At 70.3% G+C, this 14,725-nt stretch carries 11 protein-coding genes, 1 tRNA gene and 1 riboswitch; of the genes, 9 read left to right on the forward strand and 3 right to left on the reverse strand.

What is annotated here, in order from left to right:
• Positions 1 to 3: 3 nt before the first annotated feature.
• The gene (locus ACIRF8_RS28405) at positions 4 to 1,242 is read right to left on the reverse strand and encodes a cytochrome P450 (RefSeq protein ID WP_404219169.1); all 1,239 of its coding nucleotides are present in this window, start codon (positions 1,240 to 1,242) and stop codon (positions 4 to 6) included.
• Positions 1,243 to 1,487: 245 nt separating this feature from the next.
• Between ACIRF8_RS28405 and ACIRF8_RS28410 the strand changes: the two genes are divergently transcribed.
• The 8 genes from ACIRF8_RS28410 to ACIRF8_RS28445 all read left to right on the forward strand — a co-directional run bounded on the left by ACIRF8_RS28410 (position 1,488) and on the right by ACIRF8_RS28445 (position 10,668).
• A complete protein-coding gene (locus ACIRF8_RS28410; protein WP_404219171.1) occupies positions 1,488 to 2,579 on the forward strand; it encodes a transglycosylase family protein in 1,092 nt (363 codons plus the stop codon).
• Between the two features lie 136 nt (positions 2,580 to 2,715).
• Positions 2,716 to 2,908, forward strand: a riboswitch (cyclic di-AMP (ydaO/yuaA leader).
• A gap of 4 nt (positions 2,909 to 2,912) precedes the next feature.
• A complete protein-coding gene (locus ACIRF8_RS28415; RefSeq protein ID WP_404219173.1) occupies positions 2,913 to 3,635 on the forward strand; it encodes a transglycosylase family protein in 723 nt (240 codons plus the stop codon).
• A gap of 255 nt (positions 3,636 to 3,890) precedes the next feature.
• Positions 3,891 to 5,171, forward strand: coding sequence for a phosphopyruvate hydratase (gene eno, locus ACIRF8_RS28420; protein ID WP_324772650.1), 1,281 nt, complete (start codon positions 3,891 to 3,893; stop codon positions 5,169 to 5,171).
• A 122-nt stretch (positions 5,172 to 5,293) separates the two neighbouring features.
• The gene (locus ACIRF8_RS28425) at positions 5,294 to 5,788 is read left to right on the forward strand and encodes a septum formation initiator family protein (protein WP_404219176.1); all 495 of its coding nucleotides are present in this window, start codon (positions 5,294 to 5,296) and stop codon (positions 5,786 to 5,788) included.
• 42 nt (positions 5,789 to 5,830) lie between these two features.
• The gene (locus tag ACIRF8_RS28430) at positions 5,831 to 6,355 is read left to right on the forward strand and encodes a DUF501 domain-containing protein (RefSeq protein ID WP_404219178.1); all 525 of its coding nucleotides are present in this window, start codon (positions 5,831 to 5,833) and stop codon (positions 6,353 to 6,355) included.
• Positions 6,352 to 7,296 carry an exopolyphosphatase gene (locus tag ACIRF8_RS28435; protein ID WP_404219180.1) on the forward strand — a complete coding sequence of 315 codons (945 nt, stop codon included), beginning with the start codon at positions 6,352 to 6,354 and terminating at the stop codon, positions 7,294 to 7,296. Before ACIRF8_RS28430 ends, ACIRF8_RS28435 begins: the two co-directional genes overlap by 4 nt.
• Positions 7,297 to 7,733: 437 nt before the next feature.
• Entirely contained in the window at positions 7,734 to 9,137 is a 1,404-nt protein-coding gene (locus tag ACIRF8_RS28440) for an NAD(P)/FAD-dependent oxidoreductase (RefSeq protein ID WP_404219182.1), read from the forward strand.
• A gap of 223 nt (positions 9,138 to 9,360) precedes the next feature.
• Positions 9,361 to 10,668 carry a class I SAM-dependent methyltransferase gene (locus tag ACIRF8_RS28445; protein WP_404219184.1) on the forward strand — a complete coding sequence of 436 codons (1,308 nt, stop codon included), beginning with the start codon at positions 9,361 to 9,363 and terminating at the stop codon, positions 10,666 to 10,668.
• Positions 10,669 to 10,740: 72 nt separating this feature from the next.
• Here the strand turns inward: ACIRF8_RS28445 and ACIRF8_RS28450 are convergent, their stop codons facing one another.
• Together ACIRF8_RS28450 and ACIRF8_RS28455 are read right to left on the reverse strand one after the other, a co-directional pair.
• On the reverse strand, positions 10,741 to 13,281 hold the full coding sequence (locus ACIRF8_RS28450; RefSeq protein ID WP_404219186.1) for an ABC transporter permease: 2,541 nt from the start codon (positions 13,279 to 13,281) through the stop codon (positions 10,741 to 10,743).
• Positions 13,282 to 13,355: 74 nt separating this feature from the next.
• Complete coding sequence (locus tag ACIRF8_RS28455; protein WP_404219188.1) at positions 13,356 to 14,126, reverse strand: ABC transporter ATP-binding protein; 771 nt, start codon at positions 14,124 to 14,126, stop codon at positions 13,356 to 13,358.
• A 398-nt stretch (positions 14,127 to 14,524) separates the two neighbouring features.
• Between ACIRF8_RS28455 and ACIRF8_RS28460 the strand changes: the two genes are divergently transcribed.
• Positions 14,525 to 14,606, forward strand: a tRNA-Leu gene (locus ACIRF8_RS28460).
• Positions 14,607 to 14,725: the final 119 nt, after the last annotated feature.

The following is a 14,725-nucleotide window of genomic DNA, read 5'->3' on the forward strand; positions in this document are numbered from 1 at the left end:
GCGTCAGCGGGGTGTGAACTCCACCGGCAGGTTCCGCAGCCCGCGCATGATGAGCCCGCCGCGCCACCGCAGGTCGGCGGGGTCGGCCGCGAGCCGGAGGTCGGGCAGCCGCCGCAGCAGCGTCTCCAGGGCGGTGCGGCCTTCGAGCCGGGCCAGGGGGGCGCCGAGGCAGTAGTGGATGCCGTGGCCGTAGCCGAGGTGCGGGTTGTCGCGGCGGCTCAGGTCCAGGGTGTCGGGCTCGCTGAAGCGGGCGGGGTCGCGGTCCGCCGCCGCGAGGACCACGAGGACGGGGTCGCCCGGCGCGATGCGCTGCCCGCCGATGGTGAGGGGCGCGGTCGCGAAGCGCCAGGTGGCGAGCTCGACCGGGCCGTCGAAGCGGAGCAGTTCCTCGATGCCGGTGTCGAGGAGCTCGTGCTCGCCGCGTTCGATCGCACGCTGGAGCAGGGCCCGCTGGGCGGGATGGTGCAGGAGCGTGTGGACGCCGTTGCCGATGAGGTTGATGGTGGTCTCGAAACCGGCGAACAGAAGCACGAAACACATGGCGGCGGCCTCGTTCTCCGTGAGGTGCTCGCCATGGTCGGAGGCGCGGATGAGACCCGAGATCAGGTCGTCGCTGAGGTCGTCGCGCTTGCGGTGGATCAGCTCGGCCAGATAGCCGCGCATCTTCTTCACGGAACGCGCGACACCGCCGCGCGGCCCGCCGCCGTGCCGGATCATCATGCCCGCCCAGTCGCGGAAGTCGTCCTGGTCCTCGGCCGGCACGCCGAGCAGGTCGCAGATCGCGTAGATGGGGAGCGGGAAGGCGAAGTCGTGGATCAGGTCGGCCTCGCCGCTGCCCGCGAACCGGTCGATGAGCCCGTCGGTCAACTCCTGCACCCGTGGCGCGAACTGAGCGATACGGCGCGGGGTGAACGCCTTGGAGACGAGCCGGCGCAGCCGGGTGTGGTCCGGCGGGTCGATGTTCAGCAGATGCGTCATCAGGTTGGCGCTGCGCTCGCCGGGGATGCCGGTCCTGTTCTTGCCCTGGGCGTCCTCGGCGTGGTGGTCGGGGTTCTTCGACAACCGGCCGTCCGCGAGGGCCTGGCGCGCGTCGGCGTACCGGGTCACGAGCCACGCCTCGACTCCGCTGGGGAGCTTCGTCCAGTGGACGGGGGAGTGCTCCCGGAGCCAGGCGTAGGCCGGATACGGGTCGGTCGCGAACTCCCAAGTGAAGAGTTCGGGTGCGGTGTTCGGGGCGTTCACCCGACGACCGTAACCGCACGGGGCGCACTGACGGTGGTCGGCACCGGCCCGGCGGCACGGCTCGCCCGGCACCCCGCGATCTGACACGCCGTCAAGACTGTGACTTTCACGTGATCTGCGCTGCATCGACTTGTGACAAGCGTTCGAGTCCCGCTACGTTCACCAGTCATCGCGACACAGGCACAACCGGCACCACTTCCGCCACCCCTGTCGCGTGCTGCATCAGTCTCGCGAAAGGCAACCGCATGCTCTCCGGGAACGGTCGACACCGTCGCCCCCGTCAGGCCCCTGCTCTCGTCGTCGCCGCCGGCGTCACCGGCAGCGCCATCGCGATCCCGCTGCTCGCCGCGACCAGCGCGAACGCCGCCTCCACCGCCACCTGGGACAAGCTCGCCGAGTGCGAGTCCGGCGGCCAGTGGAGCCTGGACGCGGGCAACGGCTACTACGGCGGACTCCAGTTCTCGCAGGAGATGTGGGAACGGTACGGCGGCCTCGACTTCGCCCCGCGCGCGGACGAGGCCAGCCGCTCGCAGCAGATAGCCGTCGCCGAGAAGGTCCTCGCCGCGAAGGGGCCCACGGCCTGGCCGAGTTGCTCGATCGTGGCGGGCCTCACCAAGGGTGACGAGTCCGCCGATGTCGACCCGGGGGTCAGCGCCTCCCCGAAGCCGTCCGGCTCGGTCGGCACGGGAGAGAAGAATCACGACGGGTCCGACACGACGGACACCGCTGACACATCCGACACCTCCGACACGCCCGACTCCGCCAGTTCTTCTGGTTCTTCCGGTTCTTCTGGTTCGGCGGATTCATCCGATGCTTCCGACGCTCCGTCATCTGACGCCTCCGAGGGCGCGTCCTCCGGCGACAAGGGGAGCGGCGCTACGGGCGACAAGGCGGAGGAAAAGGCGGGCGGCGGAGCGTCCGGCGAGGTCGCGGGCGGTGCGGACGCCGGATCGGGCGAGTCGGGCCGCTCCGACTCCGCCGACTCCTCGGACCCGGCGGACGGCGCCGACCCCTCCGATCTCTCTGGCCCCTCCGCGTCCCCCACGGCCTCCGACGACTCCCTCACGGGCGGCCGTCACCGGGGCGACCGCGCGGCGGACGAGACGTCCGCGTCCCGTGCGGGTGAGGGGCGTCACGCCTCCCGTGAGGCGGACCGCGCCGGGGGGACGTACACGGTCCGCTCCGGCGACAACCTGTGGGACATCGCGGACGCTCACGACGTCCGCGGCGGGTGGGATGCGCTCTATGACCTGAACAAGAAGACGGTCGGCACCGACCCCGGCCTCATCCTGCCTGGTCAGAGTCTGGATCTCGGGCTCGAACCGGCCGAGAAATAGCGGGAATTCAGTGCTGGTTGGGGCCCGTATGTCCGCTTTTGCGAGAGTGAGACATGAGTCTCAAAGACCCTGATCGTCTTTGAAATCGGGCGGATCGACTGCTTACGGTCGTGACCGCTCGCCACAGCGGGCCCCGACGGACGTCACGCCGAATCCTGCCAACGTCCGTACGGGAACAGTCGACGCGTCAGCGCCGTAGGCAGGAGCGGGGGACCCAAGGTAAGTGCCGGTCCGCCGGCTTGGGGTTAAGCCGCGCACTAGGTTGCGCGGCCGGACACTCACTGGTCCGAACCCGACAGCTCACCTCGTAGGCGTCGGTGAGGGGATCTCTCCATGCTGTTTTCCAGCAAGGGCAAGCACCGCCGCCCGACCAAGGCTGTCCGCGTCGCCACGCTCGCCGGCGTCGCCGGTGCCGCCGTCGCCGTCCCGCTGATGGGTGCCACGGGCGCCTCCGCCGCCTCCACCTCCGAGTGGGACCAGGTCGCGGCCTGCGAGTCCGGTGGCAACTGGTCCATCAACACGGGCAACGGCTACTACGGCGGCCTCCAGTTCTCGTCCTCCACGTGGGCCGCGTACGGCGGCACCGCCTACGCGTCCTCCGCCGACCAGGCGTCCAAGGCGCAGCAGATATCGGTCGCCGAGAAGGTTCTCGCCTCGCAGGGCAAGGGTGCCTGGCCGAGCTGCGGTGTGGGCCTGTCCGGCGCCTCCACCGGCAACTCCGCTCCGGCCGACTCGTCCCCGCAGCAGCAGGCGCAGCCGCAGCAGCAGGAGCGCTCCGACTCCTCCACGACGACCCGCTCGCAGCAGCGTCAGCAGCCGCAGCAGCAGGCGCAGCCCCAGCAGGCGCAGCCGCAGCCGAAGAAGGAGACCGTGACCACCCCGACCGGCAAGAAGGTCGAGAAGGGTGACGGCGAGTACAAGGTGAAGTCCGGCGACACGCTCAGCAAGATCGCCGAGGCGCACGGCACCAACTGGCAGAAGGTGTTCGAGCTCAACAAGGACATCGTCGCCGACGCCGACCTGATCTACCCGGGTCAGCAGCTCCACCTCAAGTAGAGAACCCCTCGTAGTCACGGACCCGGCATCGGCGGACGCCGGGTCCAGGGCCGCTCACTTCGGCGACCTCCGTCCCGGCTTCCGGGACGGAGGTCGCCGTCTTTGTTCCGTTAGGAAACATTTCGCTATCGGCGTTGTCCACAAGACGGTCGGTCGGCTGGCCGATGCCTCGGAGCCGGTTACGCTCAGGGGTGCGGGATCAGTTATCCAAGCAGCCGCCCGCACCACTGCGTCACATCCCAGAAGGAGATGCTCGTGCCGTCCATCGACGTCGTCGTAGCCCGGGAAATCCTGGACTCCCGAGGCAACCCCACGGTCGAGGTCGAGGTCGGCCTCGACGACGGCAGCACCGGCCGTGCTGCTGTTCCGTCCGGTGCCTCCACCGGTGCCTTCGAGGCCATCGAACTCCGTGACGGTGACCCCAACCGTTACCAGGGCAAGGGCGTCGAGAAGGCCGTTCTCGCCGTCATCGAGCAGATCGGCCCGGAGCTCGTCGGCTACGACGCCACCGAGCAGCGCCTCATCGACCAGGCGATGTTCGACCTGGACGCCACCGACAACAAGGGCTCGCTCGGCGCCAACGCGATCCTGGGCGTCTCCCTCGCCGTCGCGCACGCCGCGTCCGAGGCCAGCGACCTGCCGCTCTTCCGCTACCTCGGCGGTCCGAACGCGCACCTGCTGCCCGTCCCGATGATGAACATCCTGAACGGTGGGTCGCACGCCGACTCCAACGTCGACATCCAGGAGTTCATGATCGCCCCGATCGGCGCGGAGTCCTTCTCCGAGGCCCTGCGCTGGGGCACCGAGGTCTACCACACCCTCAAGAAGGTGCTGAAGACCAAGGGCCTGTCCACCGGCCTCGGCGACGAGGGCGGCTTCGCCCCGAACCTGGAGTCGAACCGCGCCGCCCTCGACCTCATCCTCGAGGCGATCAAGGAGGCCGGTTACATCCCCGGCCAGCAGGTCGCCCTCGCCCTCGACGTCGCCGCCTCCGAGTTCTACAAGGACGGCAAGTACCAGTTCGAGGGCAAGGAGCGCTCCGCCGCCGAGATGACCGAGTACTACGAGGAGCTCGTCTCCGCGTACCCGCTCGTCTCCATCGAGGACCCGCTGTACGAGGACGACTGGGCCGGCTGGAACACCATCACCGAGCGCCTCGGCGACAAGGTCCAGCTCGTCGGCGACGACCTCTTCGTCACCAACCCGGAGCGCCTCGCCCGCGGCATCGAGGAGAACTCGGCCAACGCCCTGCTCGTCAAGGTCAACCAGATCGGCTCGCTGACCGAGACCCTGGACGCCGTCGAGCTGGCCCAGCGCAACGGCTTCAAGTGCATGATGTCCCACCGCTCCGGCGAGACCGAGGACGTCACCATCGCCGACCTGGCCGTCGCCACCAACTGCGGCCAGATCAAGACCGGCGCCCCGGCCCGCTCCGAGCGCGTCGCCAAGTACAACCAGCTCCTGCGCATCGAGGAGATCCTGGACGACGCGGCGGTCTACGCCGGCCGCAGCGCGTTCCCCCGCTTCAAGGGCTGACCCGCACCCGGCGCCCGCCGCAGGCGTAGTTCCGTACGTCCCCGCACTCGGTCCCGTACCGTGTGCGGGGACGTACGCACGTAGGAAGCCGGACGGGGACAGGAACGGGGAGGCGACAGGCGATGCCGGGAAAGCTCCGGAGCAGGGGCCGCGACGACTCGGCCCGCTTCTCCACGGCCACCCGCCTGCGCGTGCTCGGCGAACAGACCGCGGAGCGCGTCTACCGCTCGCAGAACAAGCGCCAGGCCCGCCGCTCCCGCCTCACGGGCCGCGCGGCGCTGCTCGCCCTCGTCGTCTGCACGCTCGTGGTCGCCCTCGCGTACCCGATAAGGCAGTACGTCTCCCAGCGCGGCGAGATCGCGGACCTCCAGCGCCAGCAGCAGAAGGCCAGGGAGCGGGTCGACCGGCTCCGTGACGAGAAGGCCCGCTGGCAGGACGACGCCTACGCCGAGCAGCAGATCCGCGAGCGCCTGCACATGGTGATGCCCGGCGAGACCGGGTACGTGGTGCCCGACCCGCGCTCCACCGAGTCGGGCCGCACCGAGCAGGGCGAGGCCGACCGCCCCTGGTACTCGAACGTCTGGGACGGCGTCGACAAGGCCGACCGCGCGAACTGATCCCCGCACCACGCTCCGCACCCACCGAAGTGAAAGACAGGCATGGAAACGCCCCCGCCCCAGACCGAGCCCACCGCGCCCACGGACGCGGACATCCACGCGTTCAAGGAGCAGCTCGGCCGCCCGCCGCGCGGCCTGCGGGCCATCGCGCACCGCTGCCCCTGCGGCAACCCGGACGTCGTCGAGACGGCCCCGCGCCTGGAGGACGGCACGCCGTTCCCCACGACGTACTACCTGACGTGCCCGCGCGCGGCCTCGGCCATCGGCACCCTTGAGGCCAACGGCGTCATGAAGGAGATGACCGAGCGGCTCGCGAGCGACCCCGAGCTGGCGCGGCAGTACCGGGCCGCGCACGAGGACTACATCGCGCGCCGCGACGCCATCGAGGTCCTGGAGAACTTCCCCAGCGCGGGCGGCATGCCGGACCGCGTGAAGTGCCTGCACGTCCTGGTGGCGCACTCGCTGGCGGCGGGCCCGGGGGTCAACCCGCTCGGCGACGAGGCCATCGAGATGCTGCCGGAGTGGTGGCGGAAGGGCGCGTGCGTCTCCGCGGAGGTGACCGAGTGACCCGGGTCGCGGCCATCGACTGCGGTACGAACTCCATCCGCCTCCTCGTCGCCGACGCGCACCCGGACACCGGTGAACTGCGCGACCTGGACCGGCGCATGACGATCGTCCGGCTCGGCCAGGGCGTCGACCGGACGGGGCGCCTCGCGCCCGAGGCGCTGGAGCGCACCTTCGCGGCCTGTCGCGAGTACGCCGCCGTGATCAAGGAGCACGGCGCGGAGCGCGTCCGCTTCGTGGCCACGTCCGCGTCCCGCGACGCCTCGAACCGGGACGACTTCGTCCGGGGCGTCCTGGACATCCTGGGCGTCGAGCCCGAGGTGATCACCGGCGACCAGGAGGCGGCGTTCTCCTTCACGGGCGCGACCAAGGAGCTGACCGGCCGGGCCGACCTCGACAAGCCCTACCTGGTCGTGGACATCGGCGGCGGGTCGACCGAGTTCGTGGTCGGGGACGAGGCGGTGCGCGCCGCCCACTCCGTCGACATCGGCTGCGTACGGATGACGGAGCGTCACCTCGTCGCGGCGGACGGCACGGTCACCGACCCGCCCGCCCCCGAGCAGGTCGAGGCGGTCCGCGAGGACATCGTCGCGGCGCTCGACCGGGTGACGGAGCTGGTCCCGCTGGGCGAGGCCAGGACCCTGGTCGGTCTGGCCGGTTCGGTCACCACGGTCGCGGCGCTCGCGCTCGGCCTGGACGCGTACGACTCGGCCGCGATCCACCACGCCCGCATCCCGTACGAGAAGGTCGCCGAGCTGACCGACTGGCTCCTGACCTCCACGCACGACCAGCGCGCCCTGCACCCGGTGATCCACCCCGGCCGCGTCGACGTCATCGCCTCCGGCGCCCTCGTACTGCGCCTGATCATGGAGCGGACGGGCGCCCGCGAGGTGGTCGTCAGCGAACACGACATCCTCGACGGCATCGCCTGGTCCCTCGCCTGATCCTCGCTTGCTTCCAGGGGGTCAAGCGAACTCGCCTGAGCGTGTCGCGCCCCGTCTGAGCACCGGAAACGGGGGGTGCGACGCGATCCTTCGACACCCCGTCGGGAAAGTTCGTGAAGTTCTTCACAAGGAAATGGGCCCCGTTGGGCGCGGTTTCCCGGCCGTGGGCCCGTTCGGGGCCGCGCGCGGGGGGCGCCGGGAGGGGTCCGCGGGGTTTCCGGTGTGTTGCGAGGAGATGGCGTCCGGGGGTGGTCCAGTGGGTCCGAAGGCTCACTGTGGCTGCTCAGGAGGGGTGAGCAACGAGTGGCGGCGGGCCGTGGTTCCCTTCGCGGACCATGACATGGGTCACGTGGGCGGCGAAGTGTAGCAGAGGCACCGCCCGTCCTTGTGAAGGGGCGCACGAGCACCCCCCTCCAGACGGGTGGATACTCGATGGCATGAGCACCACGGAGCGTCCCAGGATCCTCATTGTCGGGGGTGGGTACGTAGGCCTGTACGCGGCGCGACGCATCCTGAAGAAGATGCGTTACGCGGAAGCGACCGTCACGGTCGTCGACCCGCGCTCGTACATGACGTACCAGCCCTTCCTCCCCGAGACCGCCGCCGGCAGCATCTCGCCGCGCAACGTCGTCGTCCCGCTGCGACGCGCTGTGCCGGGAGCCGAGATTCTCACCGGCCGCGTCACCACCATCGACCAGGACCGCAAGGTCGCCACGGTCGCCCCGCTCGTCGGCGAGGCGTACGAGGTGCCCTTCGACTACCTGGTGATCGCGCTCGGCGCGGTCTCGCGCACCTTCCCGACGCCGGGCCTCGCCGAGGTCGGCATCGGTATGAAGGGCGTCGAGGAGGCCATCGGCCTGCGCAACCACGTCCTCGAGCAGCTCGACAAGGCCGAGTCCACGACGGACGAGGAGATCCGCCGCAAGGCGCTCACCTTCGTCTTCGTCGGCGGTGGCTTCGCGGGCGCCGAGACGATCGGTGAGGTCGAGGACATGGCGCGCGACGCCGCCAAGTTCTACAAGAACGTGAAGCGCGAGGACATGCGCTTCATCCTGGTCGACGCCGCCGACAAGGTGCTGCCCGAGGTCGGTCCCGAGCTGGGCGTCTACGGCCGCAAGCACCTGGAGTCCCGCGGTATCGAGGTCTACCTCTCCACGACGATGCCCTCCTGCGTGGACGGTCACGTCGTGCTGAGCAACGGCCTGGAGGCCGACTCCAACACCGTCGTGTGGACCGCCGGCGTCAAGCCGAACCCGGCGCTCGCCCGCTTCGGTCTGCCGCTCGGCCCGCGCGGCCACGTGGACACCAGCGAGACGCTCCAGGTCCAGGGCACCGACTACATCTGGGCCGCGGGCGACAACGCCCAGGTCCCGGACCTCGTCGGCCGCAAGAACGGCAACCCGAACGCCTGGTGCCCGCCCAACGCCCAGCACGCCATGCGCCAGGCCAAGGTCCTCGGCGACAACGTGGTGTCGGGCATGCGCGGCTTCCCGCAGCGCAAGTACGAGCACGCCAACAAGGGTGCGGTGGCCGGTCTCGGCCTCCACAAGGGCGTCGCGATGATCGTCATGGGCAAGATGAAGATCAAGCTCAAGGGCCGTCTCGCCTGGTACATGCACCGTGGCTACCACGGCATGGCGATGCCGACGTACAACCGCAAGATCCGGGTGATCGCCGAGTGGACGATCAACATGTTCCAGAAGCGCGACATCACCGCGCTCGGTGCCCTGGAGACCCCGCGCGAGGAGTTCTACGAGGCGGCCAAGCCGGCGCCGGCGCCCCAGCCCGCCGCGGCCGAGAAGTCCGAGGGCAAGGTCGAGGAGAAGGCGAAGGCCTCCTGACCTCGGCGTAGTTCCCGAGCAGTGCACGCCCGAGAGGGGCCGCTCGCCATCCGTGGTGCGAGGGGCCCCTCTCGGCGTTCCCGCGCCCACCCCGACCGGGTACGTGGTGTATACAAGCATTTTGCCGATCCGTGACGCGGCAACGGGACTGCGGAAGCGGCCTCTCGGTGTTTACGTGGTGTGGGACCGTTCCGGGCCTTCCCCTGTCACGGAGGTGTGCGCCATGCAGGACGCCGCACAGCGGCTGAAGAACATCGCCGAGCGGTTGCTCGGTGCCGAACTCCCGGTGCGGCTGCGCGCCTGGGACGGCTCGGAGGCGGGGCCCCCCGACGCCCCCGTGCTCGTCGTACGGAACCGACGCGCCCTGCGCCGCCTGCTGTGGAAGCCGGGCGAGCTGGGCCTGGCCCGCGCCTGGGTCGCCGGTGACCTGGACGTCGAGGGCGATCTGTACGCCGCCCTCGACGTCATGGCCGAGCTGATCTGGGAGCGGCCGACCGACGCCGAGGGGGAGCGCAGAAGCCTCTTCCAGGCGCTCAGGGACCCCGAGGTGCGCTCCGCCGCCGGGGAGCTGGCGAAGCTCGCGGGACCGTATCCGCCACCCGCGCCGCCCGCCGAGGAGACGCGCCGCAGAGGCCGCCTCCACCTGCACACCAAGGGCAGCGACAAACGGGCCATCAGCCACCACTACGACGTCGGCAACGACTTCTACGAGCTGGTCCTCGGCCCCTCGATGGTCTACTCGTGCGCCTACTGGGAGTCGCCCGACGCCACCCTCGAATCCGCCCAGCGCGACAAGCTGTCGCTGGTCTCCCGCAAGCTCGCCCTCAAGCCCGGCATGCGCCTGCTCGACGTGGGCTGCGGCTGGGGCTCCATGGCCATCCACGCCGCCCGCGAGCACGGCGTGAGCGTCGTCGGCGTCACCCTCTCCCAGGAACAGGCCGCGTACGCCAGGAAGCGCGTCGCCGACGAGGGCCTCACCGACCGCGTCGAGATCCGCGTCCAGGACTACCGCGACGTACGGGACGGCCCCTACGACGCGATCTCCTCCATCGGCATGGCCGAGCACGTCGGCTCCGAGCGGTACCTGGAGTACGCGCACGATCTCCACGCCCTCCTCAAGCCCGGCGGGCGGCTCCTCAACCACCAGATCGCCCGGCGGCCCCAGGAGGACGAGTCGGCGTACGAGGTCGACGAGTTCATCGACGCCTACGTGTTCCCCGACGGGGAGCTGGCGCCGGTCGGCACCACCACGGCCCTCCTCGAACGCGCCGGGTTCGAGGTGCGGGACGTCGAGGCGATCCGCGAGCACTACGCGCTCACCCTGCGCCGGTGGGTCCGCAACCTGGAGGCCCGCTGGGCCGATGCCCTGCGCCTGGTCAGCCCCGGCCGGGCCCGCGTCTGGCGCCTCTACATGGCCGCCTCCGCGCTGAGCTTCGAGCGCAACCGCATCGGCGTCAACCAGATCCTCGCGGTGAAGACCCCGCGGAGCGGAACGTCGGGGATGCCGCTGCGCGCGCGTACCTGGAACTAGTACGCGGGTACGCGGCTGGGGGCGCCCGGTGTTCGGCACCGGACGCCCCCAGCCACGTGACTTCCCGGGTCGCTACTCGGCCTTGATGGCGGCGAGCATGTTGAGGCGGGCGGCGCGGCGGGCCGGCCACAGGGCCGCCAGGATGCCGACGACCGCGGCGAGCGCGAGGAAGACACCGATCCGGCCCCAGGGCAGCACCAGTTCGTACGTCGCCATGGCGTTGCCGATGAGCTGTCCCGCGGCCCAGCCGAAGAAGACGCCGAGGCCGATGCCGAGCACGCCGCCGAACAGGGAGATCACCAGCGACTCCAGGCGGACCATGCGCTTGATGCCCTTGCGGTCGATGCCGATGGCGCGGAGCATCCCGATCTCCTGCTGACGCTCGAAGACCGACATCGCGAGGGTGTTGATGACACCGAGCACGGCGACGATGACCGCCATGGCGAGCAGGCCGTAGAGCATGTTCAGCATCAGCGTGAACATCTGGGCGACCTCGTTGGAGATGTCCTGCCGGTCCTGGATCTTGATGGCCGGGTTCTCGCCGAGGGCCTTGGTCAGCTTGTCCTTGGTGGCGTCGGAGGCGCCGCCCGACATCTTCAGCATGACCTGCATGTCCGAGGCGGCCTCGGTCAGGTGCGGGGCGAGGGTGGGCGCGTCGACCATGATGCCGCTGAGCATCTCGTTGGCCGTGTAGACGCCGGCGACGCTCAGCCGCTGCTTCTTGCCGTCCTCGTAGGCGACGGTGAACCGGGAGCCCGCCGTCCAGTGGTGGTCCCGCGCGGTCTTGTCGTCGACGACGACCTGCGTGCCGCCGACGGTGAACCTGCCCTCCTTCATGGGGAGTTCGGCGAGCCGGCCGATCGTCTCGCCGTTGACCCCCGTCAGGTACTCGGAGTCACCGTCGATCCGCGAGTCGGCGTTGGACATGCCGCTGACGGCCGTGGTGCCGGGCGTCTTGTCGAGGGTCTTCAGGACGTCGGGGGAGAGCGCGTTCCCGTTCGCCATGGAGACGACGTAGTCGGCCTTGAGGGAGTCGGCGGCCATCTTGTCGATCGCCGTCTGGAGGCTGCCCGCGACGACCGTGAGGCCGGTGATGAGGGTCAGGCCGATCATCAGCGCCGAGGCGGTGGCCGCGGTGCGGCGCGGGTTGCGCACCGAGTTGAGGCGGGCCAGCTTGCCGGAGATGCCGAAGGCGCGCAGCAGCGGGGCCGCGGCGGCGATCAGCGGGCGGGACAGCAACGGCGTGAGGATGAAGACGCCGATGACGAGCAGGGCGGCGCCGAACGCCATCGGCGCCTGCCCGCTGTCGCCGCTCATGGTCGTCGCGGCGAGCACGGCGACGACACCGGCGGCCGAGACGAGCGAGCCGAGGGTGTTGCGCAGGATCAGGGACTTCGCGGTCGGGGCGGCGTGCACCGTGTTCATCGCGGCGACCGGCGGGATCTTCGCGGCGCGGCGGCCCGGCAGCCAGGCGGCCAGCATCGTGATGAGGACGCCGACGACCAGCGCGGAGGCGACCGTGCCGGCGGAGACGACCAGCGGCCCGGCCGGGATGATCGCGCCCGTGGAGTCCATCAGGGCGCGCATGCCCGCGCCGATGCCGATGCCGACGGCGAGCCCGGTGACGGCGGCGACGGCGCCCACGACGAACGCCTCGAGGAGGACGGAGCGGGTGACCTGGCGGCGGGAGGCGCCGACGGCGCGCAGCAGGGCCAGTTCCTTGGTCCGCTGGGCGACCAGCATCGTGAAGGTGTTGGCGATGATGAAGATGCCGACGAACAGCGCGATCCCCGCGAAGCCGAGGAGGAACTGCTTCATCGAGCTCATCGACTGGGAGATGGTCCGCGCCTGCTCGTCGGCGAGCTGCTGACCCGTCCGCGTCTCGATCTCGTCCTTGCCGAGCGCCTTGTCGAGTCCGGCCATGAGCTGGTCCTGGCTGGTGCCCGCGGCGGCCCGCACGTCGATCTCGTCGTAGGCGCCCGGCTTGTGGAAGAGCCGCTGCGCGGTCGCGGTGTCGAAGAGGGCGAGGGAGCCGCCCGCCGCGACGTTGCCGTCGTCGGTGGTGAAGACGCCGGTGAGGGTCGGGGTCAGGACCGGCCCGTCGACGGACATCCGCACCTGGTCACCGACCTTGTACCCGGCGCGCTTGGCGGTCTCGGCGTCGAGGGCGACCTGGTTCTGGCCGTGCGGGGCGGCGCCGTCCTCGAAGGGGTAGCGCGCGTCGGGGTTCTTCGCGGTGCCCCAGTAGTTGCCGCCCATGGTGGAGAAGCCGTTGCCGACGAGCTTCCCGTCCTGGTCGGCGACGGCGGCGTACCCGCTCACCACGCCGTACGCGGAGGCGGCGCCCGGCACGCTCCGCGCCTTGTCCAGGGTGGCGTCGGTCAGCTCGGTCTCCTTGCCGACCTTGTCGCCCTTCGCCTCGGTGTAGCCGCCGGTGAGGGCCACGTCGACGTGGTCGAAGCCCTTGGACGAGGACTTCTCCAGGGCGGAGGAGATGGTGTTGGTGAAGACGAGGGTGCCGGAGACGAACGCGACGCCGAGCATGACGGCGAGCACGGTCATCAACAGGCGGGCCTTGTGCGCGAAGACGTTGCGCAAAGCGGTGCGGAACATGGGTGTGTGTCTGCCAGTCCTGGGGTGAGGGTGCGGCGGGGCGGGCGGGCGGGCGGAACGCGGGGCGCGGGGCGTCAGCTCGTGCGGCCCTTGGCGTCGAAGCGCTTCATGCGGTCCAGGACCGTGTCGGCCGTGGGCGCGTGCATCTCGTCCACGATGCGGCCGTCGGCCAGGAACACGACGCGGTCCGCGTACGCCGCCGCCACCGGGTCGTGCGTGACCATGACGACGGTCTGGCCCAGCTCCCGTACGGAGTTGCGCAGGAAGCCGAGGACCTCGGCGCCGGAGCGGGAGTCCAGGTTTCCGGTGGGCTCGTCACCGAAGATGATGTCCGGCCGGGAGGCCAGGGCACGGGCCACCGCCACACGCTGCTGCTGACCGCCGGAGAGCTGGGAGGGCCGGTGACCGAGGCGGTCGGCGAGGCCCACCATCCGGATCACGTTCTCCAGCCACTGCTTGTCGGGCTTGCGGCCCGCGATGTCCATGGGGAGCGTGATGTTCTCCAGGGCGGTCAGCGTCGGCAGCAGGTTGAACGCCTGGAAGATGAAACCGATCTTGTCCCGGCGCAACTTGGTGAGCTGCTTGTCCTTGAGGGAGCCCAGCTCGGTCTCGCCGATGCGGACCGAGCCGGAGGAGAAGGTGTCGAGCCCCGCCACGCAGTGCATCAGCGTCGACTTGCCGGAGCCGGACGGGCCCATGATCGCGGTGAACTGGGCCTGGTGGAACTCGATGGTGACCCGGTCCAGCGCGACCACCTGGGTCTCGCCGTGTCCGTAGACCTTGGAGAGCTCCGTGGCGCGGGCCGCCGCTGTGGTGGTCCGGCCGGCGAGGGGGGTGGTGGTCACGGGTGGGGCTCCTGTCGGGACGACTGCTGGGGACTGTTCCATCGTCTCGGCGGATCCGGCCCGTGAAGTCAGCCGCAGTTCCCGTTCCTGGGGGCGACTTCGGTCGGACGGGCGGAGCGTGCGTCATACCTGGGGATGACACGTAACCCCGACACGGGGGCCGGTGCGGGGTCCGGCGCGCAAGCGTTCGGCGCGGTCGACCCCGCAGGTGAAATCCCGTCAATCCACAGAAACAGGAAGCTCGACCTGGAAACGCCTCCGGCAAGTGCGTATGGCCACTGTCGTGCGCTGATGCACCCTCAGACGCCAATAAAATAAGACAACATCGGGCTGATGTTCCGCTGACCGGGGGATGCCGACGGATAGGCTCGGAAGGTCGACGCGGAGCCCCACAGCCTGCCCGGATGGTGGAATGCAGACACGGCGAGCTTAAACCTCGCTGCCCTTGCGGGCGTACCGGTTCAAGTCCGGTTCCGGGCACCTCCGACCTCGTTCCTCCGCCCCGTCGCCCACCCTTCTTCCCCGTTTTCCGCCGGTTCCCCGCGTTCGCTCACGCGCGCGGGCGCGTCGTCGTGCCCGCAAGACCATTGACACCCGCA

Origin of the sequence: Streptomyces sp. NPDC102406, from assembly GCF_044765725.1 — a bacterium.
Taxonomy (GTDB): Bacteria; Actinomycetota; Actinomycetes; order Streptomycetales; family Streptomycetaceae; genus Streptomyces.

Coding starts and splice junctions, on each gene's coding strand:
- ACIRF8_RS28450 (WP_404219186.1), bottom strand. CDS start 13,281: ATGTTCCGCACCGCTTTGCGCAACGTCTTCGCGCACAAGGCCCGCCTG.
- ACIRF8_RS28410 (WP_404219171.1), top strand. CDS start 1,488: ATGCTCTCCGGGAACGGTCGACACCGTCGCCCCCGTCAGGCCCCTGCT.
- ACIRF8_RS28445 (WP_404219184.1), top strand. CDS start 9,361: ATGCAGGACGCCGCACAGCGGCTGAAGAACATCGCCGAGCGGTTGCTC.
- ACIRF8_RS28440 (WP_404219182.1), top strand. CDS start 7,734: ATGAGCACCACGGAGCGTCCCAGGATCCTCATTGTCGGGGGTGGGTAC.
- ACIRF8_RS28425 (WP_404219176.1), top strand. CDS start 5,294: ATGCCGGGAAAGCTCCGGAGCAGGGGCCGCGACGACTCGGCCCGCTTC.
- ACIRF8_RS28430 (WP_404219178.1), top strand. CDS start 5,831: ATGGAAACGCCCCCGCCCCAGACCGAGCCCACCGCGCCCACGGACGCG.
- ACIRF8_RS28415 (WP_404219173.1), top strand. CDS start 2,913: ATGCTGTTTTCCAGCAAGGGCAAGCACCGCCGCCCGACCAAGGCTGTC.